This window comes from Streptomyces luteogriseus, assembly GCF_014205055.1.
Lineage (GTDB): Bacteria > Actinomycetota > Actinomycetes > Streptomycetales > Streptomycetaceae > Streptomyces > Streptomyces luteogriseus.
On sequence record NZ_JACHMS010000001.1, the window covers coordinates 6,599,323 to 6,623,472 of the forward strand.

At 71.1% G+C, this 24,150-nt stretch carries 22 protein-coding genes; 13 read left to right on the top strand and 9 right to left on the bottom strand.

Annotated elements, in window-relative coordinates; all coding sequences use genetic code 11:
* Positions 1–39 precede the first annotated feature (39 nt).
* Both BJ965_RS29375 and BJ965_RS29380 read left to right on the top strand, forming a co-directional pair.
* The gene (locus BJ965_RS29375) at positions 40–342 is read left to right on the top strand and encodes a hypothetical protein (RefSeq protein WP_184912686.1); all 303 of its coding nucleotides are present in this window, start codon (positions 40–42) and stop codon (positions 340–342) included.
* A gap of 72 nt (positions 343–414) precedes the next feature.
* A complete protein-coding gene (locus tag BJ965_RS29380; RefSeq protein WP_184912689.1) occupies positions 415–1,515 on the top strand; it encodes a calcium:proton antiporter in 1,101 nt (366 codons plus the stop codon).
* A 122-nt stretch (positions 1,516–1,637) separates the two neighbouring features.
* Here the strand turns inward: BJ965_RS29380 and BJ965_RS29385 are convergent, their stop codons facing one another.
* Together BJ965_RS29385 and BJ965_RS29390 are read right to left on the bottom strand one after the other, a co-directional pair.
* Positions 1,638–2,912, bottom strand: a complete 1,275-nt coding sequence (locus BJ965_RS29385) for an MFS transporter (RefSeq protein WP_184912691.1) — start codon at positions 2,910–2,912, stop codon at positions 1,638–1,640.
* Between the two features lie 94 nt (positions 2,913–3,006).
* A complete protein-coding gene (locus BJ965_RS29390) occupies positions 3,007–4,053 on the bottom strand; it encodes a S66 family peptidase (RefSeq protein WP_184917670.1) in 1,047 nt (348 codons plus the stop codon).
* 120 nt (positions 4,054–4,173) lie between these two features.
* Between BJ965_RS29390 and aroQ the strand changes: the two genes are divergently transcribed.
* Positions 4,174–4,647, top strand: coding sequence for a type II 3-dehydroquinate dehydratase (aroQ, locus tag BJ965_RS29395; protein WP_184912693.1), 474 nt, complete (start codon positions 4,174–4,176; stop codon positions 4,645–4,647).
* 410 nt (positions 4,648–5,057) lie between these two features.
* Here aroQ and BJ965_RS29400 read toward each other — a convergent pair whose 3' ends face one another.
* Positions 5,058–5,714, bottom strand: coding sequence for an MBL fold metallo-hydrolase (locus BJ965_RS29400; protein ID WP_184912696.1), 657 nt, complete (start codon positions 5,712–5,714; stop codon positions 5,058–5,060).
* 54 nt (positions 5,715–5,768) lie between these two features.
* Positions 5,769–6,458, bottom strand: coding sequence for a maleylpyruvate isomerase family mycothiol-dependent enzyme (locus tag BJ965_RS29405; protein ID WP_184912698.1), 690 nt, complete (start codon positions 6,456–6,458; stop codon positions 5,769–5,771).
* A 222-nt stretch (positions 6,459–6,680) separates the two neighbouring features.
* Here BJ965_RS29405 and uvrA point away from each other — a divergent pair, with 222 nt between their 5' ends.
* Positions 6,681–9,722: an excinuclease ABC subunit UvrA gene (uvrA, locus tag BJ965_RS29410; RefSeq protein ID WP_184912700.1), complete on the top strand. Its 3,042-nt coding sequence runs from the start codon at positions 6,681–6,683 to the stop codon at positions 9,720–9,722.
* A gap of 70 nt (positions 9,723–9,792) precedes the next feature.
* Here uvrA and BJ965_RS29415 read toward each other — a convergent pair whose 3' ends face one another.
* On the bottom strand, positions 9,793–10,344 hold the full coding sequence (locus BJ965_RS29415; protein WP_184912702.1) for a YceI family protein: 552 nt from the start codon (positions 10,342–10,344) through the stop codon (positions 9,793–9,795).
* 101 nt (positions 10,345–10,445) lie between these two features.
* Between BJ965_RS29415 and BJ965_RS29420 the strand changes: the two genes are divergently transcribed.
* Positions 10,446–11,315, top strand: coding sequence for a helix-turn-helix domain-containing protein (locus BJ965_RS29420; protein ID WP_184912704.1), 870 nt, complete (start codon positions 10,446–10,448; stop codon positions 11,313–11,315).
* Between the two features lie 25 nt (positions 11,316–11,340).
* On the opposite strand, the gene BJ965_RS29425 is transcribed toward BJ965_RS29420, so the two are convergent.
* The 4 genes from BJ965_RS29425 to BJ965_RS29440 form a co-directional block, all read right to left on the bottom strand.
* Positions 11,341–12,249, bottom strand: coding sequence for a carbohydrate kinase family protein (locus BJ965_RS29425; RefSeq protein WP_184912706.1), 909 nt, complete (start codon positions 12,247–12,249; stop codon positions 11,341–11,343).
* Positions 12,246–13,289, bottom strand: coding sequence for a LacI family DNA-binding transcriptional regulator (locus BJ965_RS29430; protein ID WP_184912708.1), 1,044 nt, complete (start codon positions 13,287–13,289; stop codon positions 12,246–12,248). Before BJ965_RS29430 ends, BJ965_RS29425 begins: the two co-directional genes overlap by 4 nt.
* 242 nt (positions 13,290–13,531) lie before the next feature.
* On the bottom strand, positions 13,532–14,479 hold the full coding sequence (locus BJ965_RS29435) for a hypothetical protein (RefSeq protein WP_184912710.1): 948 nt from the start codon (positions 14,477–14,479) through the stop codon (positions 13,532–13,534).
* A gap of 251 nt (positions 14,480–14,730) precedes the next feature.
* The gene (locus BJ965_RS29440) at positions 14,731–14,883 is read right to left on the bottom strand and encodes a hypothetical protein (protein WP_184918086.1); all 153 of its coding nucleotides are present in this window, start codon (positions 14,881–14,883) and stop codon (positions 14,731–14,733) included.
* A 263-nt stretch (positions 14,884–15,146) separates the two neighbouring features.
* Here BJ965_RS29440 and uvrC point away from each other — a divergent pair, with 263 nt between their 5' ends.
* The 8 genes from uvrC (at position 15,147) to secG (ending at position 24,120) form a co-directional block, all read left to right on the top strand.
* Positions 15,147–17,222 (top strand): excinuclease ABC subunit UvrC, encoded by a 2,076-nt coding sequence (gene uvrC, locus BJ965_RS29445; RefSeq protein WP_184912712.1) that lies wholly within the window; start codon positions 15,147–15,149, stop codon positions 17,220–17,222.
* The gene (rapZ, locus tag BJ965_RS29450; protein ID WP_184912715.1) at positions 17,219–18,178 is read left to right on the top strand and encodes an RNase adapter RapZ; all 960 of its coding nucleotides are present in this window, start codon (positions 17,219–17,221) and stop codon (positions 18,176–18,178) included. The genes uvrC and rapZ overlap by 4 nt, the downstream gene beginning before the upstream one ends.
* Positions 18,175–19,269 carry a gluconeogenesis factor YvcK family protein gene (locus tag BJ965_RS29455; RefSeq protein ID WP_184912717.1) on the top strand — a complete coding sequence of 365 codons (1,095 nt, stop codon included), beginning with the start codon at positions 18,175–18,177 and terminating at the stop codon, positions 19,267–19,269. The genes rapZ and BJ965_RS29455 overlap by 4 nt, the downstream gene beginning before the upstream one ends.
* On the top strand, positions 19,260–20,249 hold the full coding sequence (whiA, locus tag BJ965_RS29460) for a DNA-binding protein WhiA (protein ID WP_030852771.1): 990 nt from the start codon (positions 19,260–19,262) through the stop codon (positions 20,247–20,249). The genes BJ965_RS29455 and whiA overlap by 10 nt, the downstream gene beginning before the upstream one ends.
* A 395-nt stretch (positions 20,250–20,644) precedes the next feature.
* Positions 20,645–21,652 carry a type I glyceraldehyde-3-phosphate dehydrogenase gene (gap, locus tag BJ965_RS29465; protein ID WP_184912719.1) on the top strand — a complete coding sequence of 336 codons (1,008 nt, stop codon included), beginning with the start codon at positions 20,645–20,647 and terminating at the stop codon, positions 21,650–21,652.
* Between the two features lie 142 nt (positions 21,653–21,794).
* The gene (locus BJ965_RS29470) at positions 21,795–23,006 is read left to right on the top strand and encodes a phosphoglycerate kinase (RefSeq protein ID WP_184912722.1); all 1,212 of its coding nucleotides are present in this window, start codon (positions 21,795–21,797) and stop codon (positions 23,004–23,006) included.
* A 6-nt stretch (positions 23,007–23,012) separates the two neighbouring features.
* Positions 23,013–23,789, top strand: a complete 777-nt coding sequence (tpiA, locus tag BJ965_RS29475) for a triose-phosphate isomerase (RefSeq protein WP_030852764.1) — start codon at positions 23,013–23,015, stop codon at positions 23,787–23,789.
* Positions 23,790–23,883: 94 nt separating this feature from the next.
* Entirely contained in the window at positions 23,884–24,120 is a 237-nt protein-coding gene (gene secG / locus BJ965_RS29480; RefSeq protein ID WP_184912724.1) for a preprotein translocase subunit SecG, read from the top strand.
* Positions 24,121–24,150: the final 30 nt, after the last annotated feature.

A 24,150-nucleotide genomic window follows, 5' to 3' on the forward strand; every position in this document is an offset into this window, starting at 1 on the left:
TTTCCCGGCCCGGGGGCGCCGCGGCCGGCTGGAGGTGCCATGAAGTTCGTGCAGATCATCGAGTTCGAGACCGAGCGTCTGGAAGAGATGCAGCAGGTGCTCGACGAGGCGGGGCAGCGCAATGCCGACCGCGCGGGCGGGCCCACCCACAGCACGCTGCTGAAGGACCGGGACAAGCCCAACCGCTATCTGGCACTCATCGAGTTCGAGTCGTTCGAAGAGGCCATGCGCAACAGCGACGACCCCGAGACGACCAGGATGGCGGAGCGGCTCAACGCACTCAGCATCGGCGAGCGGGTCTACACCAACTGCGATGTCCTGGACATGCGTGACCTCAAATAGCCCGGAAGGGCGCCCCGGGGGGCCCGGCACAACCGGAGTGCGGGGCCCCTGCGGGTCTGCGACCATCTCCGCATGATCGCTCGGCGCAGGCGGATCGCGGCACAGTGGACGACCCTGGTGCCCCTGCTGGCGGTCCTACTGCTGGTCCTGACGTGGGGACGGGATCTTCCGGTCGCTGTCGTCGCCCTGGTGACCCTGGTCCTCGCGGGAGCCGTCCTGGCCGCTGTGCACCACGCCGAAGTGGTGGCCCATCGGGTAGGGGAACCGTTCGGCTCCCTCGTGCTCGCCATCGCCGTCACGATCATCGAGGTCGCCCTCATCGTCACCCTGATGGTGGACGGCGGGGACAAGAGCGCGACCCTGGCCCGGGACACGGTCTTCGCGGCGGTGATGATCACCTGTAACGGCATCGTCGGCCTGTGCCTCCTGGTCGCCTCACTGCGGCACGGCACGGCCGTCTTCAACCCGGAGGGCACCGGCGCCGCACTCGCCACCGTCGCGACCCTGGCCACACTCAGCCTTGTCCTGCCGACGTTCACCACGAGCAAGCCGGGACCGGAGTTCTCCACCGTCCAGCTGACCTTCGCGGCGCTGTCCTCGCTGATTCTGTACGGCTTGTTCGTCGCCACGCAGACCGTGCGGCACCGGGACTACTTCCTGCCGCTCACCCGCCACGGCGAGGTGATCACCGCAGAGGAACACGCCGAGGCGCCGACCGCCCTCACCGCCCGGACGAGTCTGGCTCTGCTGGGTCTGGCCCTGGTGGGCGTCGTGGGCCTGGCCAAGGGCGTCTCGCCCACCATCGAGTCCGGGGTGGAGGCCGCCGGGCTCCCACACGCCGTCGTCGGTGTGATCATCGCGCTGCTGGTGCTGCTCCCGGAGACCATCGCCGCGCTGCGCTCCGCGCGCCGCGACCGTGTACAGACCAGTCTGAATCTCGCCCTCGGCTCGGCGATGGCCAGCATCGGCCTGACGATCCCCGCCGTCGCGCTCGCCTCCCTGTGGCTCTCCGGCCCGCTCGTCCTCGGCCTCGGTTCCACGCACATGGTGCTGCTCGCCCTGACCGTGGTGGTCGCCTCGCTGACCGTGGTGCCGGGCCGGGCCACGCCGCTCCAGGGCGGGGTCCACCTGGTGCTGTTCGCGGCGTACCTGGAGCTGGCGATCAACCCGTAGGCGCGCGTAAACGCTCACGCAAGCGTTTACGCGCCCCCGGCGCGACGGCAACGGCACGACGGTCGACGGCACGCGGCACGACAGGCCGACGGCACGGCAGACCGATGGCACCAGGTCCCAGCTCACCCCGCGGCGGCCTCCGCGGCCGCACTCACCCGCACCGGACGCGTCTCCGGCAGCAATGCGAAGCACCCCAGGCTGAACAGCGCGATCGCCGTGAGATAGGCGGCCACAGCCCACGGCACCCGTCCGCCCTGCTCGGCCAGGGCGGTCGCCACGATCGGTGTGAGCGCGCCTCCGACGACCCCGCCGAGGTTGTAGCCGACGGCGGCGCCGGTGCAGCGCACCCGCGGCTCGTACAGCTCCGGCAGATAGGCGGCGATCACGGCGAACATCGTGATGAACGCGAGCATCGCCCCGAGGAAGCCGAGGAACATCGGCATCGGCGCCCCGGTGGCGAGGAGCGCGACCATCGGGAACATCCACAGGGCGGCGGCCGCACACCCGGCCAGGCACAGCGGCCGCCGGCCGTAGCGGTCACCGAGCAGCGCCACCAGCGGGGTGAGAGCGCCCTTCACGAGCACCGCGCCCATGATGCAGGTGAGCATGACGCTGCGGCTCACCCCGAGCCGCTCCGTCCCGTAGGCGAGGGACCAGGTCGTCACGGCGTAGAAGATCGCGTAGCCGATCGAGAGTCCCCCGCCGGTCAGCAGCAGGAGCCGCCAGTGGTCGCGGACGACCTCGGCGAGCGGCACGCGCGCGTGGTCGTCGATCTGGAGGAAGCTGGGGCTCTCGGTGAGCGACGACCGCAGCCACAGCCCCGCGACGGCCAGCACCCCCGCGGCCCAGAACGGCACCCGCCACCCCCACGCGGCGAACTGCGCCTCCGTCAGCGTCGAGGACAGCCCCAGCACCACACCGTTGGCGAGCAGGAACCCCACCGCGGGCCCGACCTGCGGGAAGCTCGACCACAGCACGCGCCGTTCGGCCGGCGCGTGCTCCACGGCCAGCAGCACCGCCCCGCCCCACTCCCCGCCGAGCCCCAGCCCCTGGAGGAAACGCAGCACCAAGAGCAGCAAAGGGGCGGCCACGCCGATCGACCCGTACGTCGGCACGCAGCCGACCGCGACCGTGGACGCCCCTGTCAGCAGCAGGGAGGCGACGAGGACCGGTCGCCGCCCGCGCCGGTCCCCGATGTGCCCGAACAGCACCGACCCGAGCGGCCGGGCCACGAACCCCACACCGAAGGTGGCGAAGGCGGCCAGTGTCCCGGCCACCGGGGAGAAGGTCGGGAAGAACAGCGGCCCCAGGATCAGGGCCGCCGCGGTGCCGTAGACGAAGAAGTCGTAGAACTCGATGGCCGTGCCGGCGAGTGAGGCGGCCGCGAGGCGCGGCATGGAGGGTGCCCTTACGGTGCGTACGTCGTGCATGCCGCGTCAACTACCCACCGTGATCGCCGGTTACGGGGGCGCGCGGAGGGCTCGGGGGCCTTCAATAGGTGACCGTGATACGCCGGGCGGGTCCGTCCACGCGCACGGTGCCGCCGTACGGGATCACCAGTTGCGGATCGGTGTGCCCGAAGTCCACGTCGAAGACGATCGTGGCGTCGGGGGCGTAGGTCCGCATGGCACGCAGCACGGCCTCGCGCTGGTCCGCGGCGTAACGGGCAGCCTGTTCGGGGGTGTTGGGCTGCTCGAAGGACCATGTCTTCGGCCGCCCCATCAGCAGGGCCGGGAAACGCCCCAGCAGCCCCCGCTCGCCCATGTTCCGCAGGGTGTGGAAGACCTCCGTGGCGCTCGGCATGTCCTCGGAGGTCTCCAGGAGCAGGACACCGCCGTCGTACTCGGACAGGTCGCGCGCGATCTCCCGGTCGGCCATCAGCAGCCAGGCGAGGATCTCCAGGCAGCCGCCCCAACTGCGGCCCTCGATCACCCGGCCGGGGTTCACCCAGGTCCAGCCGGACCCGGGCCGGGTCTCCGGCTCCGCGTCGAAGGTCGCCGGGTCCGCCCAGTCCCGGTCGATGTCACGCCACCGCTCGGCGGGCCTCAACTCGTACGGTCCCGGGGTGAACAGGGCCGCGCGCAGGGACTCGGCAGTCTGCGGGTGCATGGCGCCGGGGCGGCCCAGTTCGCTCATCACGCTCCCGCCGTGGAAGCCGACGATGCCGCAGGTGCGCAGGAAAGCGAGCAGGTTCGTGTTGTCGCTCATTCCGAAGAACGGCTTCGGGTTGGTCCGGATCAACTCCCGGTCCAGGTAAGGCAGCACGGTGATCTGGTCGTCCCCGCCGATCGACGCGATGACGGCCTTGATCTCCGGGTCGGCGAAGGCGGCGTGGATGTCGGCCGCCCGCTCCCGGGGCGTGGAACCCATCGTGCGGGTCGCCGGATACTCGACCGGCTCCAGCCCGAACCCCTTCCGCAGCCGCTCCAGGCCCAGCTTGTAGGGGAGCGGGAAGAGCCCCGGCAGACCGGAGGAGGGCGAGATGACGGCGATGCGGTCACCGGGGGACGGCTTCGGCGGACAGGCCGGGCTGGTCAGGCTCGTCATGCCGGGAGGTTACGGCCCGGCGGGCCGCAGGCGCACCGTGATAAACCGGCAGGGAGCGGCGGCCCGCCTCGGGCCGTCACGCCGCCCGACCCTGACCGGACCGGAGGAACCGTGCCCCGCACCCTGGCCCACGCCCCGATCATGATCCTCAACGGCCCCAACCTGAACCTGCTCGGCCAGCGTCAGCCGGAGATCTACGGCTCCGACACCCTCGCCGACGTCGAGGCCCTGTGCGTCAAGGCGGCGGCCGCGCACGGGGGCACGGTCGACTTCCGCCAGTCCAACCACGAGGGCGAGCTGGTCGACTGGATCCACGAGGCGCGGCTGAACCACTGCGGCATCGTGATCAACCCTGGTGCCTACTCGCACACCTCCGTCGCCATCCTGGACGCCCTCAACACGTGTGACGGCCTGCCGGTGCTGGAGGTCCACATCTCCAACATCCACCAGCGCGAGTCGTTCCGGCACCACTCCTATGTCTCGCTGCGCGCCGACGGGGTCATCGCGGGCTGCGGGGTGCAGGGGTACGTGTTCGGCGTGGAGCGCGTCGCGGCGCTGGCGGGGGCGGGCAAGGCGGACGCGTGAGCCGCTGCCGGTAAGCCCCGCCGGCCATGGCCGACGCCCCTTACCGCCCGGCCTCCTGCAGCCGCCCCGCCTCCACCTTGACGGTGGCCCGAGGTGGGAACGGGCGTCGCCGTTCTGTGAACAGGCCCCGGTCCCGGTCGGGTTGGCGTGTGCCGGGGCCGCCGGCCGAGGGCGGGGATCGACAGGCCGGCGGCCCATCCGCTCAGGAGCCGTCATCCTGCGCGGGGCTGGTACCAGTTGACTGCGCAACTACGTACGAGGGGAGCGCGCGTGCGGCACCGGCGTGTGTGAAGGATTCACACGGGACGCGTGCGCGGCGCACTCTTCGGCACGACCGCGTCCCGCGCAGCCATCAGCCCCGCCCGCGCGTGCCTCACCACCCGCGGGCGTCCCTCACCCCGGGCGATGCCTCACCACCCGCGCGCGTGCCACTCCGGCAGGTGCGGGCGCTCCGCGCCCAGGGACGTGTCGTTGCCGTGCCCGGGGTAGACCCACGTCTCGTCCGGGAGGGCGCCGAAGATCTTGGTCTCGACGTCGTGGATGAGGCGGGCGAACGCCTTCGGGTCCTTGTGGGTGTTGCCCACACCGCCGGGGAACAGGCAGTCCCCGGTGAACACATGGGGGTGCCCGTGCGGGTCGTCGTAGACGAGGGCGATCGAACCGGGCGTGTGCCCGACCAGGTGGCGCGCGGTGAGTTCCACGTGCCCCACCCGGATGGTGTCGCCGTCGTCGACCGGCACATCGGTCCGCACGGGGATGCCCTCGGCGTCCTCCCGGCCCGCGTAGGTGCGGGCGCCGGTGGCCGCCACGACCTCGGCGAGCGCCTGCCAGTGATCGCCGTGCCGGTGGGTGGTGACGACGGACGCGATACCGTCGCCACCGATCATGCCGAGCAGCGTGTCCGCCTCGTTCGCGGCGTCGATCAGCAACTGCTCGTCCGTGGCCCGGCAGCGCAGCAGATAGGCGTTGTTGTTCATCGGACCCACCGCGATCTTCGTGATCATCAGGTCCTTGAGCTCGTGCACATCGGCCGGTCCGCCGACCGTCACCTCTCCGCTGTACGTCATGCTCGCCAGCCTATAGCGGGGGAGCGGCCACGGTCCCGCACCCGGGTGGCGGCCCTACAGCGGGGGCAACGCCGGGAGCGGGCCCCCGTCCACCTTCAGCGCGGCCCCGGTCCGGCGGCCGGCGAGCCAGCCCAGCAGGTCCGCCGGGGAGCCCGTGACGGTCACCTCCGGTCCGCCCTCCGCGTCCCGTCCGGTGCGCCACGCGCGCGTGCCGTCGGTGAGGCGCGCGGGCGGTACGTCCGGGTGCCCGGCGAACCGGTCGGCCAGGAAGTCGATCTCGCGCTCGGTGAACTCCGCCGGAAGGTCCTCCAGCTCGTATCCGATGCCCAGGTCCACGTGATGCAGCTCCACCTCGACCCATCGCCGGAACGGCACCCGGGACGCGGAGTCCGTGACCCCGTTGCGCAGTTCCACCGTGCGCGCCCAGTCCGCCGGGGCGTCCCCGGCCTTCTGGAAGCGGGCCGCGCTCTCGCGCAGATCGGCGAGCTGGACGTCGAGGCCGCGCGGGGCGTCCCGCTCGATGTCGGCGTCCCGGGCCTCGCCGGAGACGTACATGGGTCGCCCCTCGAGTACGTTCACGAGGGCGTCCGCGTTGCGGGCGAGGTGGGCGAGGACATGGCCGCGGCTCCAGCCGGGCAGCCGTGACGGGTGGGTCACAGACGCGTTGTCCAGTGTGCCGACTGCGGTCAGCAGCCGTTCCGTCGCGTCACGTACAGACGCCAGGTCATGAGCGTGATCAATCATGGTGCTGACCCTAGCTCCGCCACTCCTTCGGGTGAAGGTGGTGAAGCAGTGCCGTAATTCGAAAGCACGTGCTATATGGTCGGACGTGGCGTCGGGCATGCTGGAGAGCCGGGGTTTGTTGTCAACCCGTGAACCCGACCGGCGTTGTCAGTGGCTCCCCCTAGTCTGAGAAAGACGGGGGCCCCGCCCCTGTCACTTCTCTCAAGAAAGGTGCGGACCGGCGTGGCCGACCGTCTCATCGTTCGTGGAGCGCGCGAGCACAACCTCAAGAACGTCTCGCTCGACCTCCCGCGCGACTCGCTCATCGTCTTCACGGGCCTGTCGGGGTCGGGCAAGTCCTCGCTGGCCTTCGACACCATCTTCGCGGAGGGCCAGCGGCGCTACGTGGAGTCGCTCTCCTCGTACGCCCGGCAGTTCCTCGGCCAGATGGACAAGCCGGACGTCGACTTCATCGAGGGCCTGTCCCCGGCCGTCTCGATCGACCAGAAGTCGACCTCGCGCAACCCGCGCTCCACGGTCGGCACCATCACCGAGGTCTACGACTACCTGCGTCTGCTCTTCGCGCGCATCGGCAAGCCGCACTGCCCCGAGTGCGCCCGCCCGATCGCGCGCCAGTCGCCCCAGGCCATCGTCGACCGGGTCCTCGAGCTGCCCGAGGGCAGCCGCTTCCAGGTGCTGTCACCGCTGGTGCGCGAGCGCAAGGGCGAGTTCGTCGACCTCTTCGCCGACCTCCAGACCAAGGGCTACTCCCGCGCGCGGGTGGACGGCGAGACGATCCAGCTGTCGAACCCGCCCACGCTGAAGAAGCAGGAGAAGCACACCATCGAGGTGGTCGTCGACCGCCTCACGGTCAAGGACGGCGCCAAGCGCCGCCTCACCGACTCCGTCGAGACCGCCCTCGGTCTGTCCGGCGGCATGGTCGTGCTCGACTTCGTCGACCTCCCCGAGGACGACCCCGAGCGCGAGCGCATGTTCTCGGAGCACCTGTACTGCCCGTACGACGACCTGTCCTTCGAGGAGCTCGAGCCCCGCTCCTTCTCCTTCAACTCGCCCTTCGGCGCCTGCCCGGACTGCACCGGCATCGGCACGCGCATGGAGGTCGACCCCGAGCTGATCGTCCCGGACCCGGACAAGAGCCTCGACGAAGGCGCCATCCACCCCTGGTCGCACGGTCACACCAAGGACTACTTCGGCCGCCTCATCGGCGCCCTCGCCGACGCGCTGGGCTTCCGCACGGACATCCCCTTCGGAGGCCTGCCGCAGCGCGCCAAGAAGGCCCTGCTCCACGGCCACAAGACCCAGGTGGAGGTCCGCTACCGCAACCGCTACGGCCGGGAGCGCCGGTACACCACGGCCTTCGAGGGCGCCGTCCCGTTCGTCAAGCGCCGGCACAGCGAGGCCGAGAGCGACTCCAGCCGGGAGCGCTTCGAGGGCTACATGCGCGAGGTGCCCTGCCCGACCTGCTCGGGCACGCGCCTGAAGCCGATCGTCCTCGCGGTCACCATCATGGACAAGTCCATCGCCGAGGTCTCCGCGATGTCGATCAGCGACTGCGCGGACTTCCTGGGCGAGCTGAAGCTCACCGCCCGCGACAAGAAGATCGCCGAGCGCGTGCTGAAGGAGGTCAACGAGCGGCTGCGGTTCCTGGTCGACGTCGGCCTGGACTACCTCTCCCTGAACCGCGCGGCCGGCACCCTGTCCGGCGGCGAGGCCCAGCGCATCCGCCTCGCCACTCAGATCGGCTCCGGCCTCGTCGGCGTCCTGTACGTCCTCGACGAGCCGTCCATCGGCCTGCACCAGCGCGACAACCACCGGCTGATCGAGACCCTGGTCCGGCTGCGCGACATGGGCAACACGCTCATCGTCGTCGAGCACGACGAGGACACGATCAAGATGGCCGACTGGGTCGTCGACATCGGTCCCGGCGCCGGTGAGCACGGCGGCAAGGTGGTGCACAGCGGCTCCCTGAAGGAGCTCCTCGCCAACGACGAGTCGCAGACCGGTCAGTACCTGTCCGGCAAGAAGGCCATCCCGCTGCCCGACATCCGTCGCCCGCTGGACCCCTCCCGGCAGCTCACGGTGCACGGTGCCCGGGAGAACAACCTCCAGGACATCGACGTCTCGTTCCCCCTGGGTGTGTTCACCGCCGTCACCGGCGTGTCCGGCTCCGGCAAGTCGACGCTGGTCAACGACATCCTCTACACGCACCTGGCCCGCGAGCTCAACGGCGCCCGGAGCGTGCCCGGGCGGCACACGCGTGTCGACGGCGACGACCTCGTCGACAAGGTCGTGCATGTGGACCAGTCGCCCATCGGCCGCACCCCGCGCTCCAACCCGGCCACGTACACCGGCGTCTTCGACCACATCCGCAAGCTGTTCGCCGAGACCACCGAGGCGAAGGTCCGCGGTTACCTGCCCGGCCGCTTCTCCTTCAACGTCAAGGGCGGCCGCTGCGAGAACTGCGCGGGCGACGGCACCATCAAGATCGAGATGAACTTCCTCCCGGACGTCTACGTCCCGTGCGAGGTCTGCCACGGTGCCCGGTACAACCGGGAGACCTTGGAGGTCCACTACAAGGGCAAGTCCATCGCCGAGGTCCTGAACATGCCGATCGAGGAGGCCACGGCGTTCTTCGAAGCGGTCCCCGCGATCGCCCGGCACCTCAACACGCTGAAGGACGTCGGCCTCGGCTACGTCCGCCTCGGCCAGGCCGCGACCACCCTGTCCGGCGGTGAGGCGCAGCGCGTGAAGCTCGCCAGCGAGCTGCAGAAGCGCTCCACCGGCCGCACGGTCTACGTCCTCGACGAGCCGACCACCGGTCTGCACTTCGAGGACATCAGCAAGCTGCTGACGGTCCTGTCCGGGCTGGTCGACAAGGGCAACACGGTCATCGTCATCGAGCACAACCTCGACGTGATCAAGACGGCCGACTGGATCGTCGACATGGGTCCCGAAGGAGGTGCCGGCGGTGGCCTGGTCGTCGCCGAGGGCACGCCCGAGCAGGTGGCCGGGGTCCCCGCCAGCCACACCGGCAAGTTCCTGCGGGAGATCCTCGGCGCCGACCGCGTCAGCGACGCGTCCTCGGTGAAGGCGCCACGCAAGACGGCGGCCCGCAAGACAGCGGCCCGTAAGACGGTCGCCGCCAAGACGGCGTCGCCCCGCAAGACCGCCACCAAGGCGGTCGACAGCACGGCCGCCAAGAAGACGGCGGCCAAGACCACCAAGGCCGCCGCGAAGAAGACGACCCGGGCCAGCAAGGGCTGAGGCCCCCTCCGCCGAACGCGCCGTGCCCCACAGGCCACGACCTGTGGGGCACGGCGCGTTCCGGGCGAGGTCAGGCCTTCTTCGGCTCCACGAACTGCATGTCGAGCTGGATCTTGACCACGTCGCCGAGCAGACCCGGGGCGAAGTCCAGCCCGAAGTCGCTCCGCCGGATCTCGCCCGTCGCCTCGAACCCGGCATGTCGGCTGCCGTCCATGGGCACGTCGACCAGCCCACCGAACTCCACGGCGAACGTCACCGGGCGGGTCACGTCGCCGATCGTCAGCTCGCCCTCCATGGCCCAGTCCTCGCCCTCGCCCGACACCCGCGTCGAGCGGTACGTCATCGTCGGGCGCTTCTCCACATCGAGCAGATCGGAGGCACGGACGTGCGCGTCCCGGTCGGGGTTGCCGGTGTCGATCGAGGCCAGGTCGACCGTTGCGGAGACCCGCACGTCCTCGACCTGCTCCCCGACGAACAGTTCGGCCTCCAGCCGCTCGAAACGCCCCCGCACCTTGGCGATGCCCAGATGCCGGACGGTGAAGTTGACGGACGAGTGGAACGGATCGAGGGCCCACTGACCGGGAGCCAGAGGCAGGACGGTGGTGGCGGTGTCATTCGTCATGCCCTCCACCCTGAGGGCCGCGCCGCCCGGCAGGGAGACCGGCCGGAGCCTGGTAGTGACGGGGCCACCCTCCGGGCCCGGAGGCGCTGTACGTTCGGCGGGTGAGCGACAACGAGTTGGGCACGTACCTGCGCACCTGGCGTGAAGCCGTCACCCCGGCCGAAGCGGGTCTGCCCGCAGGCCCCCGGCGCCGCACCCCGGGCCTGAGGCGCGCCGAGCTGGCCACGCTCGCCGGCGTCAGCGTCGAGTACCTCACCCGGCTGGAACAGGGCCGCGACCGCAACCCCTCCGCCCAGGTGCTGGGCGCCCTCGCCGACGCCCTGAACCTCTCCCTCAACGACCGGATACTGCTGCGCCGCCTCACCAAGGAAGCGGACGGCGGCGATCCGCTGGTCTGCGCCGCGGCCCCGTCACTCAGCAGCGCGGCGCGCCCCACCGTACGGGCCGTGCTGGACCACCTGGAGCCGGCTCCCGCACTGGTGGTCAACTGGATCGGCGACGTCCTCGCCCACACGGCCGGGTACGAGCGGCTCGTCCGCCCCCTCGGCCTGCTCGACGACGAGCGGCCCAACCTGCTCCGGTACCTGTTCACCGACGAACGGGCCCGCAGCGCCTACCGCGACTGGGACAGGGTGGCCGACGACCTCGTCGCCCGGCTCCGGCACGGGGTCCCGCTGCGGGACCCCTACCTCGCCGCGCTGGCCGACGAACTGACGGTGACGGCGGGCGCGGACTTCACCGACCGGTTCGCCGACCTGGCCATGGCACCCCGGCGGACGGGCTCCCAGCACATCGACCACCCGGAGGCCGGTTCCCTGCGGCTGCTGCACGAGACGCTCGCGCTCCCCGACGAGGGGCAGCGGCTCATCATCCACCTGCCCGCGGACGACGCCACGGCCGCCGCCCTGGACCGCCTCAACGGCCGCCGCCCGGGTGCCCTGCGGGCGGTCGCGATGGGGGAGACCGGCTGAAGCACCCTCGGCCCGCGAGCCCGTGTCACCCCGCCAGCTCGTGCGCGTACGGCGGTTCCGCCCCGGCCCGCGAGCAGGTTACCGCCGCCGCACGGGCCGCGAAGCCCAGCAGGTCCGTCCAGCCCCCGGGGCCCAGTTCGCCGAGCGCGCGGGCGCTGAGGGCGTCGCGTACCGCGAGCCCGTGCAGCAGCGCCGCGTTGACCGTGTCGCCCGCGCCGATCGTGTCCACGACCTCCACGTGTTCGCCCGGCACCGCGTACTCGCCGCCGTCGGCGGTGAAGGCGGTCAGCCCGTCGCCGCCCCGGGTGATCACGACCGCCGCCGGACCGGCCGCCAGCCACTCCCGGGGCGTGCCGCCCAGCCACGCGGCGTCCTCCTCGGACAACTTCAGCAGTGACACCGACGGCAGCCAGCTCTTGAACCGAACCCGGTAGGCGTCCGCGTCCGGGATCAGACCGGCCCTGATGTTCGGGTCCAGCGCGGTGAACACGCCCTGCCCGGCCGCCCGGCGCATCAGCTCCTCGTACGCGCTCGCCCCCGGCTCCAGCACCAGCGAGCACGTGCCGAAGGAGATCGCCCGGGCGCCGGACGGCAGCGCGGAGGGCGCCGCGAACAGCCGGTCCGCCGTCCCGTCGACGTAGAAGGAGTACGCCGCCGAACCGTCCGCGCCGACCGTGGCGACGGCGAGGGTCGTGGGCTCGGGGCCGCGCTGGACCGAGGACACGTCGACGCCGGTCTCACGCAGCCGGTCCAGCAGGGCCTCCCCGAAGGCGTCCTCCGAAACCCGGGAGCAGAAGGCGGCGTCGGAGCCGAGGCGGCCCAGCGCCACGGCCGTGTTGAACGGGCCGCCGCCGAGCGCCGGCTGCAGCGCCGCCAGGGCACCCGTGCCCTGCGGTACCAGGTCGATCAGTGCCTCACCGGCGACGACGATCACGACGGGATTCCTTCCTCGGACGGGCTGGGGCAGCCGCACGACGTGCGGTGGACGAAGGTGCAGGGCAGGCGCACGGTCCGGGCGGGCCGGCCCGGCTCGGCGAGACGCTCCAGGAGCACACGGACGGCCCGTGCGCCGATGTCCTTGCCGGGCTGCGCGATCGCGGTGAGCCGGGGCGAGAACAGATCCGCCCAGGCGAAATCGTCGAAGCAGCACAGCGCGATGTCGCCCGGCACGGACAGGCCGCGTGCGCTCAGGGCGCGCAGCGCCCCGATGGTCATGGCGTTGTTGCCGGTGACGAGGGCGGTGGGAGGCACTCCGAGGGACAGCAGGGCCTCGGTGGCCTGCCCGGCGCCGGCCGACTCCGAGTCGCCGTGCACCAGCAGCCGCTCGTCGCACGCCAGCCCCGCGAAGGCCAGGCCGCTGCGGTAACCGGTGATCCGCTCGCTCGTGGTGCTGAGCCCCGGCCGCCCCGCCACCAGCCCGATCCGCCGGTGACCGAGCCCGGCGAGATGGGTGACCAGCCGGGACATCGGCTCGGCGTTGTCGGCGCACACCTGGTCGAAACGCGGACCGCCGTCCGTGCCCGGCGCGTCCACCAGCCGGTCCAGGAACACGGCAGGCACGTCGTGCCGCTCCAGGTAGGCGAGCAGCCCGCGCGGATCGGCCGAGGGCGCCACGATCATGCCGTCCACCCGGCGCTCGTGCAGCAGCTGGACGACCTTGCGCTCGTGCTCCGGGTCGTCGTGCGGATCGGCGATCAGCAGGCTGTAGCCGGCCTCCAGCGCGGCGGCCTCGACGCCCTGGAGGATCTCCGTGAAGTACGGGTTGCTGATCGCCGACACCGCCAGCCCGATGGAACGGGTGCGGGCCGTCACCAGGGAACGGGCCAGCGTGTTCGTGGTGTAGCCGAGCTCCTCCACGGCGTCCAGAACCGCCTGGCGGGTGTGCGGCAGCACCGGCCGGGTGCCGTTCAGCACATGCGAGACCGTCGCCACGGAGACACCCGCGCTCCGCGCGACGTCGGCCATGGTCGCCATGCCGCCCCCGCCTCCTCCCTCAAGGTCCAGGCGGTGAACGTATCGCATCCCGCGGCCGACGTAAACGTTTGCGCAAGCGTTTACGTCCCACCGGCGAACCGCCGGGCAGCAGCACGTCTGCACAAGCGTTTACGCCCTACCGTCGGACCGCCCGGCAGCACGGACAGCGGACCGCCCGGCATCACCACGGACAGCGGACCGCCGGCAGCAGCACGGACAGCGCGCCGCCGCCCGGTGAGCCCCTACTCCCAGTCCCAGCCGATCCCCAGGAACCCCGCCCGCAGCCGCGGCTCGACCAGATGCACCGACCGGTGCCGCCCGCTCAGCGCCAGGTCCTGGCAACCGCTGCGCGGCGCCGCCGCCGAGTGCTGGGCGAAGCGGTGGCAGCGCACCGGCACGGCCGCGGCGTCGAAGCACACCTGGAGGGCGTACTGGCCGCCGGGGGAGTCGAAGCCGCGCACGTACTCGCGCGACACACCCGCCGTGCCGTCCTCGACTCCGTAGCGGAACAGGAAGGTGTCCCCGGCGCGCAGCCGGGTGTCGAAGAGGAGCTCGGCCGCGAGCACTCCCGTGTCGCGGTGCCAACGGACGCGGCCGGTACGGCAGTTCTCCAGGGCGTGCACCCGCATGAGCTCCGGCGTGGCTCCCCGGTCGCCGTGGTGGACGGCCACGAAGCGGTCGATGCCGTCCCGGTGGGCGCGCACGATGTGGTGTGACTCGCGCTCGGCCAGCTCGCGCCGCGCACCGATCCGCAGCCGTTCGTGGTGGCCGAGGGTGTGCAGGCCTCCGTCCGGCGGGCAGTCCAGCTCGGCCAGCAACTGGTCCAGGACCCCGGAGGCCTCGACGAGGGAGCGGTAGGAGCGGGCCGCGGACCGCAGCCCGGACGGGCTCTCCCCGGAGTCGGCGAGCAGCCGGATCAGCGACTCCTCGGGAAGCTCCAGGATCTCCTCCAGCGCGCGCACCGCCCGCAGCGACTCGGGGCGCTGCGGACGCCGGGCGCCCTGCTGCCAGTAACTCAGGCTGGTGACGCCGACCTTCACGCCGTGGCGGGACAGATGGTGCTGCACGCGCTGGAGGGGCAGTCCGCGGGCGGCGATCGCGGCCCGCAGGGCGATGTGGAAGGGGCCGCCTCGCAGGGCCGATTCCAGTTCCGCGGTGGCGACGTCCGCGTGCTGTGTGGCGTGCGGCATGCAGGGGCCTCTCTCTGAGTCGGCAACGGCTGGTCAGACCGTTCGCGCGGAGCCGTCCCAGCGGCGCAGGGCAGGTCTTCACATCCGTACGCCGTCGTTCAGGGCCCCGAGTTCCCCCGCATTGAAGCGTGTTGACCTGGTCCCGACAACACCTGATGCCGGACAGTGACGTACGTGCTCCCGGCCGGATCCGTCCGGACGTGCGAACGCCCGGGGCGTGCGCCCCGGGCGTTCGCGGTGGACGTGTGCTTCTAGGAGCGGTCGCTTCCGCCCCGTTCCCTGAGGGCCAGGCGCTTGGCCCGCGCGATGTCGGGATCGCGCGGGTCCAGGGCGTCGCGCAGCGCCAACGGCTCGTCCGTGTACCTGCGGGCACGGACCGCCCGCCGGGTTTTCTCGATCCGCATCTGCCTCATGTGCGCAGCCCTCCGACCCGTGGCCCGCCCGCTCCGCACCGGAAACGACGGTCCGCACCGACAATCTGTGCCTGCACCCGGGACGGGCGCCGTCCGCCGGACGTCGCCGTGTCCCGTGGGTGAGCCACATTCCCGCTCCCGGGGTGCCGTAACCCCGGGGCGGGACATGCCGTTGGAAACTGCCTCCCGGCCGGGTCGTGATCGTGGCCCGCGGCCGCGCCGGAGTGTCGGGGCTCGCCAGTAGGGTGTGAGACATGGCCGACCCCTCCAGCTACCGCCCCAAACCGGGTGAGATCCCCGACTCGCCGGGGGTCTACAGGTTCCGTGACGAGCACCGCCGGGTGATCTACGTCGGAAAGGCGAAAAGTCTGCGCCAGCGCCTGGCGAACTACTTCCAGGACCTGGCGGGCCTGCACCCGCGCACCCGCTCCATGGTCACCACGGCGGCGTCCGTGGAGTGGACGGTGGTGTCCACGGAGGTCGAGGCGCTCCAGCTGGAGTACTCGTGGATCAAGGAGTACGACCCCCGGTTCAACGTCAAGTACCGCGACGACAAGAGCTACCCGTACCTCGCGGTCACGATGAACGAGGAGTACCCGCGCGTGCAGGTGATGCGCGGTCACAAGAAGAAGGGCGTCCGCTACTTCGGTCCGTACGCGCACGCCTGGGCGATCCGCGACACCGTGGACCTGCTGCTGCGCGTCTTCCCCGTACGCACCTGCTCGGCCGGCGTGTTCAAGAACGCCGCCCGCACCGGACGCCCCTGCCTCCTCGGCTACATCGGCAAGTGCTCGGCCCCCTGCGTGGACCGGGTCTCCGCCGAGGAGCATCGCGAACTGGCCGACGAGTTCTGCGACTTCATGACCGGCCGGACGAACACCTACATCCGCCGGCTGGAGAAGCAGATGGCGGAAGCGGCCGACGACATGGAGTACGAGCGGGCGGCCCGGCTGCGCGACGACATCGGGGCCCTGAAGAAGGCCATGGAGAAGAACGCGGTCGTGCTCGCCGACGCGACCGACGCCGATCTGATCGCGGTCGCCGAGGACGAGCTGGAGGCGGCCGTCCAGATCTTCCACGTACGCGGCGGACGCGTGCGCGGCCAGCGCGGCTGGGTCACCGACAAGGTGGAGGAGATCACCACCGGCGCCCTCGTCGAGCACGCCCTGCAGCAGCTGTACGGGGAGGAGACGGGCGACGCCGTCCCCAAGGAGGTCCTGGTCCCGGCCCTGCCCGACCCCGTCGAGCCGGTCCAGGAGTGGCTCGCCGGGCGGCGCGGCTCCGGCGTCTCCCTGCGCATCCCGCAGCGCGGCGACAAGAAGGCCCTCATGGAGACCGTGGAGCGCAACGCCCAGCAGGCGCTCGTGCTGCACAAGACCAAGCGCGCCTCCGACCTGACCACGCGCTCGCGCGCCCTGGAGGAGATCGCCGACGCCCTCGACCTGGACAGCGCCCCGCTCAGGGTCGAGTGCTACGACATCTCCCACCTCCAAGGTGACGACGTCGTGGCCTCCATGGTCGTCTTCGAGGACGGGCTCGCCCGCAAGAGCGAGTACCGCCGCTTCCAGATCAAGGGCTTCGCCGGACAGGACGACGTCCGCTCCATGCACGAGGTGATCACGCGCCGCTTCCGTCGCTACCTCGCCGAGAAGGAGAAGACGGGGGAGTGGACCGACGGGGAGAACGCCGAGACCCCTGAGATCGACAGGAACGGCGAGATCGTCGGGACCGGCCCCACCGAGGACGACGGTCGCCCCAAGAAGTTCGCCTACCCGCCCCAGCTCGTGGTCGTCGACGGCGGTGCCCCGCAGGTCGCCGCCGCCCGGCGCGCGCTGGACGAGCTCGGCATCGACGACATCGCCGTGTGCGGCCTCGCCAAGCGCCTGGAGGAGGTCTGGCTGCCCGGCGACGACGACCCGGTGGTCCTGCCCCGCACCAGCGAGGGCCTGTACCTGCTCCAGCGCGTCCGTGACGAGGCCCACAGGTTCGCGATCACCTACCAGCGCGCGAAGCGGTCCAAGCGCTTCCGCTCCAGCCCCCTGGACGACGTCCCCGGTCTCGGGGACACCCGCAAGCAGGCACTTCTGAAGCACTTCGGTTCGTTGAAGAAACTGCGAGCCGCCACGATCGACCAGATCTGCGAGGTCCCCGGCATAGGCCGCAAGACGGCCGAGACGATCGCCGTGGCCCTCGCCCGCTCGGCCCCGGCCGCACCCGCCGTCAACACGGCGACTGGAGAGATCATGGAAGAGGAACCGGGCACCATGGGTTCCGGTGGGGAGCCCGTGGCAGCGGGCGCCCCGGACGAACGACGGGGGCAGGAGACATGAATGTGAACGAGCACCACGGGCAACACGAGCAAGCCGGAGACGGAGCACAGGTGAGTACGGGCACGCCCAACGACAAGGCACAGGCCCCGGACGCGGCCATCCCCGAGCTGGTGATCATCTCCGGCATGTCCGGGGCCGGCCGTTCGACGGCCGCGAAGTGCCTGGAGGACCTCGGCTGGTTCGTCGTCGACAACCTGCCGCCCGCGCTGATCCCCACCATGGTGGAGCTCGGCGCCCGCTCCCAGGGCAACGTGGCGAGGATCGCCGTCGTCGTCGACGTCCGCGGCCGCCGCTTCTTCGACAACCTCCGCGAGTCCCTCGCCGACCTGGAGGCGAAGAACGTCACCCGGCGGATCGTCTTCCTGGAGTCCTCCGACGAGGCCCTGGTCCGCCGCTTCGAGTCGGTGCGCCGCCCGCACCCCCTCCAGGGCGACGGCCGCATCGTCGACGGCATCGCCGCCGAGCGCGAGCTGCTGCGCGAGCTGCGCGGCGACGCCGACCTGGTGATCGACACCTCCAGCCTGAATGTGCACGAGCTGCGCGCCAAGATGGACGCCCAGTTCGCCGGCGAGGAGGAGCCGGAGCTGCGGGCCACGGTCATGTCGTTCGGCTACAAGTACGGCCTGCCGGTCGACGCCGACCTCGTCGTCGACTGCCGCTTCCTGCCGAACCCGCACTGGGTCCCGGAGCTGCGCCCGTACACCGGCCTCAACGACGAGGTCTCCGGGTACGTCTTCAACCAGCCCGGCGCCAAGGAGTTCCTGGACCGCTACACGGAGCTCCTCCAGCTCGTCGCCACGGGCTACCGCCGTGAGGGCAAGCGCTATGTGACCATCGCCGTGGGCTGCACGGGCGGCAAGCACCGCTCGGTCGCCATGTCGGAGAAGCTCGCCGCCCGGCTCGCCGCCGAGAGCGTGGAGACGGTGGTCGTGCACCGGGACATGGGACGCGAATGACACCGCGTACACCGCGGCTGAGCCGGCTGCGCCGGGTGGTGCCCGAAGGCAACGGCGGGAAGGGCGCCCCCGGCGGTAAGGGCGGCCGGCCCGCCGAGGCCCGGGGCGGCAGACCGCGCCGCCGGGGCACCCAGCCCAAGGTCGTCGCCCTCGGCGGCGGCATGGGCCTGTCTGCCTCGCTCGCCGCGCTGCGCCGGATCACCGGCGACCTCACCGCCGTCGTCACCGTGGCCGACGACGGCGGCTCCAGCGGCCGGCTCCGCGACGAGCTGGGCGTGCTGCCGCCCGGCGACCTGCGCAAGGCGCTGGCCGCCCTGTGCGGCGACGACGACTGGGGCCAGACCTGGGCCCGGGTCATCCAGCACCGCTTCCAGTCCCAGGGCGACCTGCACGAACACGCGGTCGGCAATCTGCTGATCGTCGCCCTCTGGGAGCAGCTCGGCGACCACGTCCAGGCCCTCGATCTGGTCGGACGCCTGCTCGGCGCCCAGGGGCGCGTGCTGCCCATGTCCGCCGTGCCGCTGGAGCTCCAGGCCCTGGTCAAGGGGCACGACCCGGAGCGCCCGGAGGAGGTCGACACGGTCCGCGGCCAGGCGACCGTCGCCCTCACCCCGGGCGAGGTGCAGTCCGTACACCTCGTGCCGAACGACCCGCCGGCCGTGCCCGAGGCGGTCGAGGCCGTCCTGGACGCGGACTGGGTGGTGCTCGGCCCCGGTTCCTGGTTCTCCTCGGTCATCCCGCACCTGCTGGTGCCCGACCTGCTGGACGCGCTCACGCAGACGAAGGCCCGCCGGGTGCTCTCCCTGAACCTCGCACCGCAACCCGGAGAAACCGAGGGCTTCTCCCCGCAGCGTCATTTGGAGGTTTTGGGACGACACGCCCCTAAACTCGCCCTGGACGTGGTGCTGGCCGACGAAGCCGCCGTGCCCGACCGTGACTCCCTGACCGATGCCGCCAAGCGGTTCGGGGCCGCGGTCGAGCTGGCGCCGGTGGCCAGACCCGACGGAACCCCGAGGCACGACCCGGAGCTGTTGGCCGCCGCGTACGACCGTATTTTTCGGATGCATGGAAGGATCGGCCCATGGCGATGACGGCAGCGGTGAAGGACGAGATCTCCCGGCTCCCCGTCACCCGGACCTGCTGCAGAAAGGCGGAGGTCTCCGCCATTCTGCGGTTCGCCGGCGGCCTTCACCTGGTGAGCGGTCGGATCGTGATCGAGGCGGAGCTGGACACGGCGATGGCGGCCCGCCGGCTCAAACGGGACATCCTCGAGATCTTCGGGCACGGCTCCGAACTGATCGTGATGGCTCCGGGCGGGCTGCGCCGCGGTTCGCGCTACGTGGTGCGTGTGGTGGCGGGCGGCGACCAGCTCGCTCGCCAGACCGGCCTGGTCGACGGGCGGGGCCGCCCGATCCGCGGCCTGCCCCCGCAGGTGGTCTCGGGGGCCACCTGCGACGCCGAGGCCGCCTGGCGTGGCGCCTTCCTGGCGCACGGCTCGCTCACCGAACCCGGCCGCTCCTGCTCCCTGGAGGTGACCTGCCCGGGCCCCGAGGCCGCGCTCGCCCTCGTCGGCGCCGCCCGCCGCCTGTCGATCCCCGCGAAGGCCCGCGAGGTGCGCGGCGTGGACCGGGTGGTCGTCCGGGACGGTGACGCGATCGGCGCGCTGCTGACCCGCCTAGGCGCGCACGAGTCGGTGCTGGCCTGGGAGGAGCGCCGGATGCGCCGCGAGGTGCGCGCCACGGCGAACCGGCTCGCCAACTTCGACGACGCCAACCTGCGCCGCTCGGCCCGCGCGGCCGTCGCCGCCGGTGCCCGGGTGCAGCGCGCCCTGGAGATCCTCGCCGACGACGTGCCCGAGCATCTCGCCGCCGCCGGCCGGCTGCGCATGGAGCACAAGCAGGCCTCCCTGGAGGAGCTGGGCGCGCTCGCCGACCCGCCGCTCACCAAGGACGCGGTCGCCGGCCGGATCCGTCGCCTGCTGGCCATGGCCGACAAGCGCGCCTCCGACCTCGGCATCCCGGGCACGGAGGCCAACCTCAGCGACGAGCTGGCCGACAACCTGGTGGGCTGACCCCCACACGACGTCACATAGCCGGTGCCGGCGCCCGCGTGGGTGACCGGCACCGGCTGTTGCGTGTCGCTGAGGCACCCTGGACTCGATCCCGCTTCTGTCGTGAGCGACTTCAGCTCTGTTCCGGACGTTTGGCGCGGTCACCACGGACGACACGTCGACGGCTGACGTCCCAGGTCAACGGGACACGCCATGGGTAGCCAGTTCGAGTGGTCCTGCTCTCGGCGGTGGGCGGTCCGTACCCCTACTGGCGGGTACAGGCCGCCCTGCCGTGTATGAGGCATCTGGATGTCACCACCGGAGCTCCAGGGAGGTAGGGTCGTAGGCGGTCGGGGACATCCCAAACAGAGCTCGCCGGCACTTCATGGCCGGCGTACCAACGAGGAGATCGGTTCGTGACGATCCGCGTAGGCATCAACGGCTTCGGCCGTATCGGTCGTAACTACTTCCGCGCGCTCCTGGAGCAGGGTGCAGACATCGAGATCGTGGCTGTCAACGACCTGGGTGACACCGCGACCACCGCTCACCTGCTGAAGTACGACACGATCCTGGGCCGCCTCAAGCAGGAGGTCACCCACACCGCCGACACGATCACCGTCGACGGCAAGACGATCAAGGTCCTGGCCGAGCGCAACCCCGCCGACATCCCGTGGGGCGAGCTGGGCGTCGACATCGTCATCGAGTCGACCGGCATCTTCACCAAGAAGGCCGACGCCGAGAAGCACATCGCCGGTGGCGCGAAGAAGGTCCTCATCTCGGCTCCGGCCAAGGACGAGGACGTCACCATCGTGATGGGCGTCAACCAGGACAAGTACGACCCGGCGAACCACCACGTCATCTCCAACGCCTCCTGCACCACCAACTGTGTGGCGCCGATGGCGAAGGTCCTCGACGAGAACTTCGGCATCGTCAAGGGCCTGATGACGACGGTGCACGCGTACACCAACGACCAGCGCATCCTGGACTTCCCGCACAAGGACCTGCGTCGCGCGCGTGCCGCCGCCGAGAACATCATCCCGACCACCACGGGCGCCGCCAAGGCCACCGCGCTGGTCCTGCCGCAGCTCAAGGGCAAGCTGGACGGCATCGCCATGCGCGTCCCGGTCCCGACCGGCTCGGTCACCGACCTGGTCCTCGAGCTGTCCCGCGAGGTCACCAAGGAAGAGGTCAACGCCGCCTTCCAGAAGGCCGCGGAGGGCGAGCTCAAGGGCATCCTCGAGTACACCGAGGACCCGATCGTCTCCTCCGACATCGTGAACGCCCCGGCGTCCTGCACCTTCGACTCCTCCCTGACCATGGTCCAGGAGGGCAAGAGCGTGAAGGTCATCGGCTGGTACGACAACGAGTGGGGCTACTCCAACCGCCTCGTGGACCTTACGGTCTTCGTCGGCAGCCAGCTCTGATCAACCCAGCAGGCACGTCCATGTGAGAGCAGGGCTCGGGCGGCGCGAGGACGCGCCGTCCGAGCCCTGACTCACGTACAGATCAGAGCTGTTCGATCACGAGCGCTTACGAGCGATCACGAGCTCTTTCAGGAGTCCCTTCATGAAGACGATCGACGAACTCCTCACCGAAGGGGTCGCGGGCAAGCGGGTCTTCGTCCGCGCCGATCTGAACGTGCCGCTGGACGGCACGCGCATCACCGACGACGGCCGCATCCGCGCCGTGCTGCCCACGGTCAAGGCCCTCGCCGACGCGGGCGGACGGGTCGTCGTCGCCTCCCACCTGGGCCGCCCCAAGGGCACCCCGGACCCGGCCTTCTCCCTCGCTCCGGCCGCCGCGCGCCTCGGTGAACTCCTCGGGTCGGACGTGGCCTTCGCGACCGACACGGTCGGCGAGTCCGCCCGGACCACCGTCGCCGGCCTCGCCGACGGCCAGGTCGCGGTCGTCGAGAACCTGCGCTTCAACGCCGGTGAGACGAGCAAGGACGACGCCGAGCGCGGCGCCTTCGCCGACGAGCTCGCCGCCCTCGCGGACGTCTACGTGGGCGACGGCTTCGGCGCCGTGCACCGGGGGCACGCCTCGGTCTTCGACCTTCCGGCCCGCCTGCCGCACTACGCCGGCTACCTCATCGCCACCGAGGTCGGCGTCCTGAGGAAGCTCACCGACGACGTCAAGCGGCCCTACGCCGTCGTCCTGGGCGGCGCCAAGGTGTCCGACAAGCTCGCCGTCATCGACCAGCTGCTCGGCAAGGCCGACCGCCTGCTCATCGGCGGCGGCATGGTCTTCACCTTCCTCAAGGCCAAGGGCCACGAGATCGGATCCTCCCTGGTCCAGGAAGACCAGCTCCCGGTCGTCCTGGAGTACATCGAGCGCGCCGAGAAGAACGGCGTCGAACTGGTCCTGCCGGTGGACGTCGTGGTCGCGCCGGAGTTCCCGGACCTCAAGACCAAGGCCCCGGGCCGGCCCAGCACCGTCGCCGCGGACGCCATGCCGGCCGGCCAGATGGGCCTGGACATCGGCCCCGAGTCCCGCAAGCTGTACGCCTCGAAGATCGCCGACGCCGCCACCGTCTTCTGGAACGGCCCCATGGGCGTCTTCGAGCACCCCGATTTCGCCGAGGGCACCAAGGCGGTCGCCCAGGCCCTCCTCGACTCCCAGGCCTTCACGGTGGTCGGTGGTGGCGACTCCGCCGCCGCCGTCCGCATCCTGGGCTTCGACGAGAACGCATTCGGCCACATCTCGACCGGTGGCGGCGCCTCCCTCGAATACCTCGAGGGCAAGACGCTCCCCGGCCTCGCCGCACTGGAGGACTGACCCCTTATGAGCACGCGCACGCCGCTGATGGCGGGCAACTGGAAGATGAACCTCAACCACCTCGAGGCCATCGCGCACGTCCAGAAGCTCGCCTTCGCCCTGGCCGACAAGGACTACGAGGCCGTCGAGGTCGCCGTCCTGCCGCCCTTCACCGACCTGCGCTCCGTGCAGACCCTGGTCGACGGCGACAAGCTCAAGATCAAGTACGGCGCCCAGGACATCTCGGCCCACGACAGCGGTGCCTTCACCGGCGAGATCTCCGGCCCCATGCTGGCCAAGCTGAAGTGCACGTACGTCGCCATCGGCCACAGCGAGCGCCGGCAGTACCACGCCGAGACCGACGAGCTGGTGAACGCCAAGGTCAAGGCCGCCTACAAGCACGGCCTGACCCCGATCCTGTGCGTCGGCGAGGAGCTGGAGGTCCGCGAGGCGGGCAACCACGTCTCCCACACCCTCGCCCAGGTCGAGGGCGGTCTGAAGGACCTCCCGGCCGAGCAGGCCGAGACCGTCGTGATCGCCTACGAGCCCGTCTGGGCCATCGGCACCGGCAAGGTCTGCGGCGCCGAGGACGCCCAGGAGGTCTGCGCTGCGATCCGCGGCAAGATCGCCGAGCTGTACTCGCAGGACCTCGCCGACAAGATCCGCATCCAGTACGGCGGCTCGGTCAAGGCGGGCAACGTCGCGGAGATCATGGCCCAGGCCGACATCGACGGCGCCCTGGTCGGCGGCGCCTCGCTGGACGCGGACGAGTTCGTCAAGATCGTGCGCTTCCGCGACCAGTGAGTATGCGGTAGCGGCGATCCGTCGTACCCTTGCGGGGTCCAGCGCTGTGCTGGGCCCCGCGTCGTCATCCGAATCCGAGGAAGTTGGTCCAGCCGTGGTTTTGGGGTTCTCGATCGCCCTGATCGTCTTCAGCCTGCTGCTGATGCTGCTGGTGCTGATGCACAAGGGGAAGGGCGGCGGCCTCTCCGACATGTTCGGCGGCGGCATGCAGTCCTCCGTCGGCGGCTCCTCGGTCGCCGAGCGCAACCTCGACCGGATCACCGTCGTGGTCGGTCTGGGATGGTTCGCGTGCATTGTCGTGCTCGGCATCCTGATGAAGGTGAACAACTGACCGAGCCGCAATCCGCACGGAACTTGTACG

Coding starts and splice junctions, on each gene's coding strand:
- BJ965_RS29375 (WP_184912686.1), top strand. CDS start 40: ATGAAGTTCGTGCAGATCATCGAGTTCGAGACCGAGCGTCTGGAAGAG.
- BJ965_RS29380 (WP_184912689.1), top strand. CDS start 415: ATGATCGCTCGGCGCAGGCGGATCGCGGCACAGTGGACGACCCTGGTG.
- BJ965_RS29385 (WP_184912691.1), bottom strand. CDS start 2,912: ATGCCGCGCCTCGCGGCCGCCTCACTCGCCGGCACGGCCATCGAGTTC.
- BJ965_RS29400 (WP_184912696.1), bottom strand. CDS start 5,714: ATGACGTACAGCGGAGAGGTGACGGTCGGCGGACCGGCCGATGTGCAC.
- BJ965_RS29405 (WP_184912698.1), bottom strand. CDS start 6,458: ATGATTGATCACGCTCATGACCTGGCGTCTGTACGTGACGCGACGGAA.
- BJ965_RS29415 (WP_184912702.1), bottom strand. CDS start 10,344: ATGACGAATGACACCGCCACCACCGTCCTGCCTCTGGCTCCCGGTCAG.
- BJ965_RS29430 (WP_184912708.1), bottom strand. CDS start 13,289: ATGGCGACCATGGCCGACGTCGCGCGGAGCGCGGGTGTCTCCGTGGCG.
- BJ965_RS29435 (WP_184912710.1), bottom strand. CDS start 14,479: ATGCCGCACGCCACACAGCACGCGGACGTCGCCACCGCGGAACTGGAA.
- BJ965_RS29440 (WP_184918086.1), bottom strand. CDS start 14,883: ATGCGGATCGAGAAAACCCGGCGGGCGGTCCGTGCCCGCAGGTACACG.
- uvrC (WP_184912712.1), top strand. CDS start 15,147: ATGGCCGACCCCTCCAGCTACCGCCCCAAACCGGGTGAGATCCCCGAC.
- rapZ (WP_184912715.1), top strand. CDS start 17,219: ATGAATGTGAACGAGCACCACGGGCAACACGAGCAAGCCGGAGACGGA.
- BJ965_RS29455 (WP_184912717.1), top strand. CDS start 18,175: ATGACACCGCGTACACCGCGGCTGAGCCGGCTGCGCCGGGTGGTGCCC.
- whiA (WP_030852771.1), top strand. CDS start 19,260: ATGGCGATGACGGCAGCGGTGAAGGACGAGATCTCCCGGCTCCCCGTC.
- BJ965_RS29470 (WP_184912722.1), top strand. CDS start 21,795: ATGAAGACGATCGACGAACTCCTCACCGAAGGGGTCGCGGGCAAGCGG.
- tpiA (WP_030852764.1), top strand. CDS start 23,013: ATGAGCACGCGCACGCCGCTGATGGCGGGCAACTGGAAGATGAACCTC.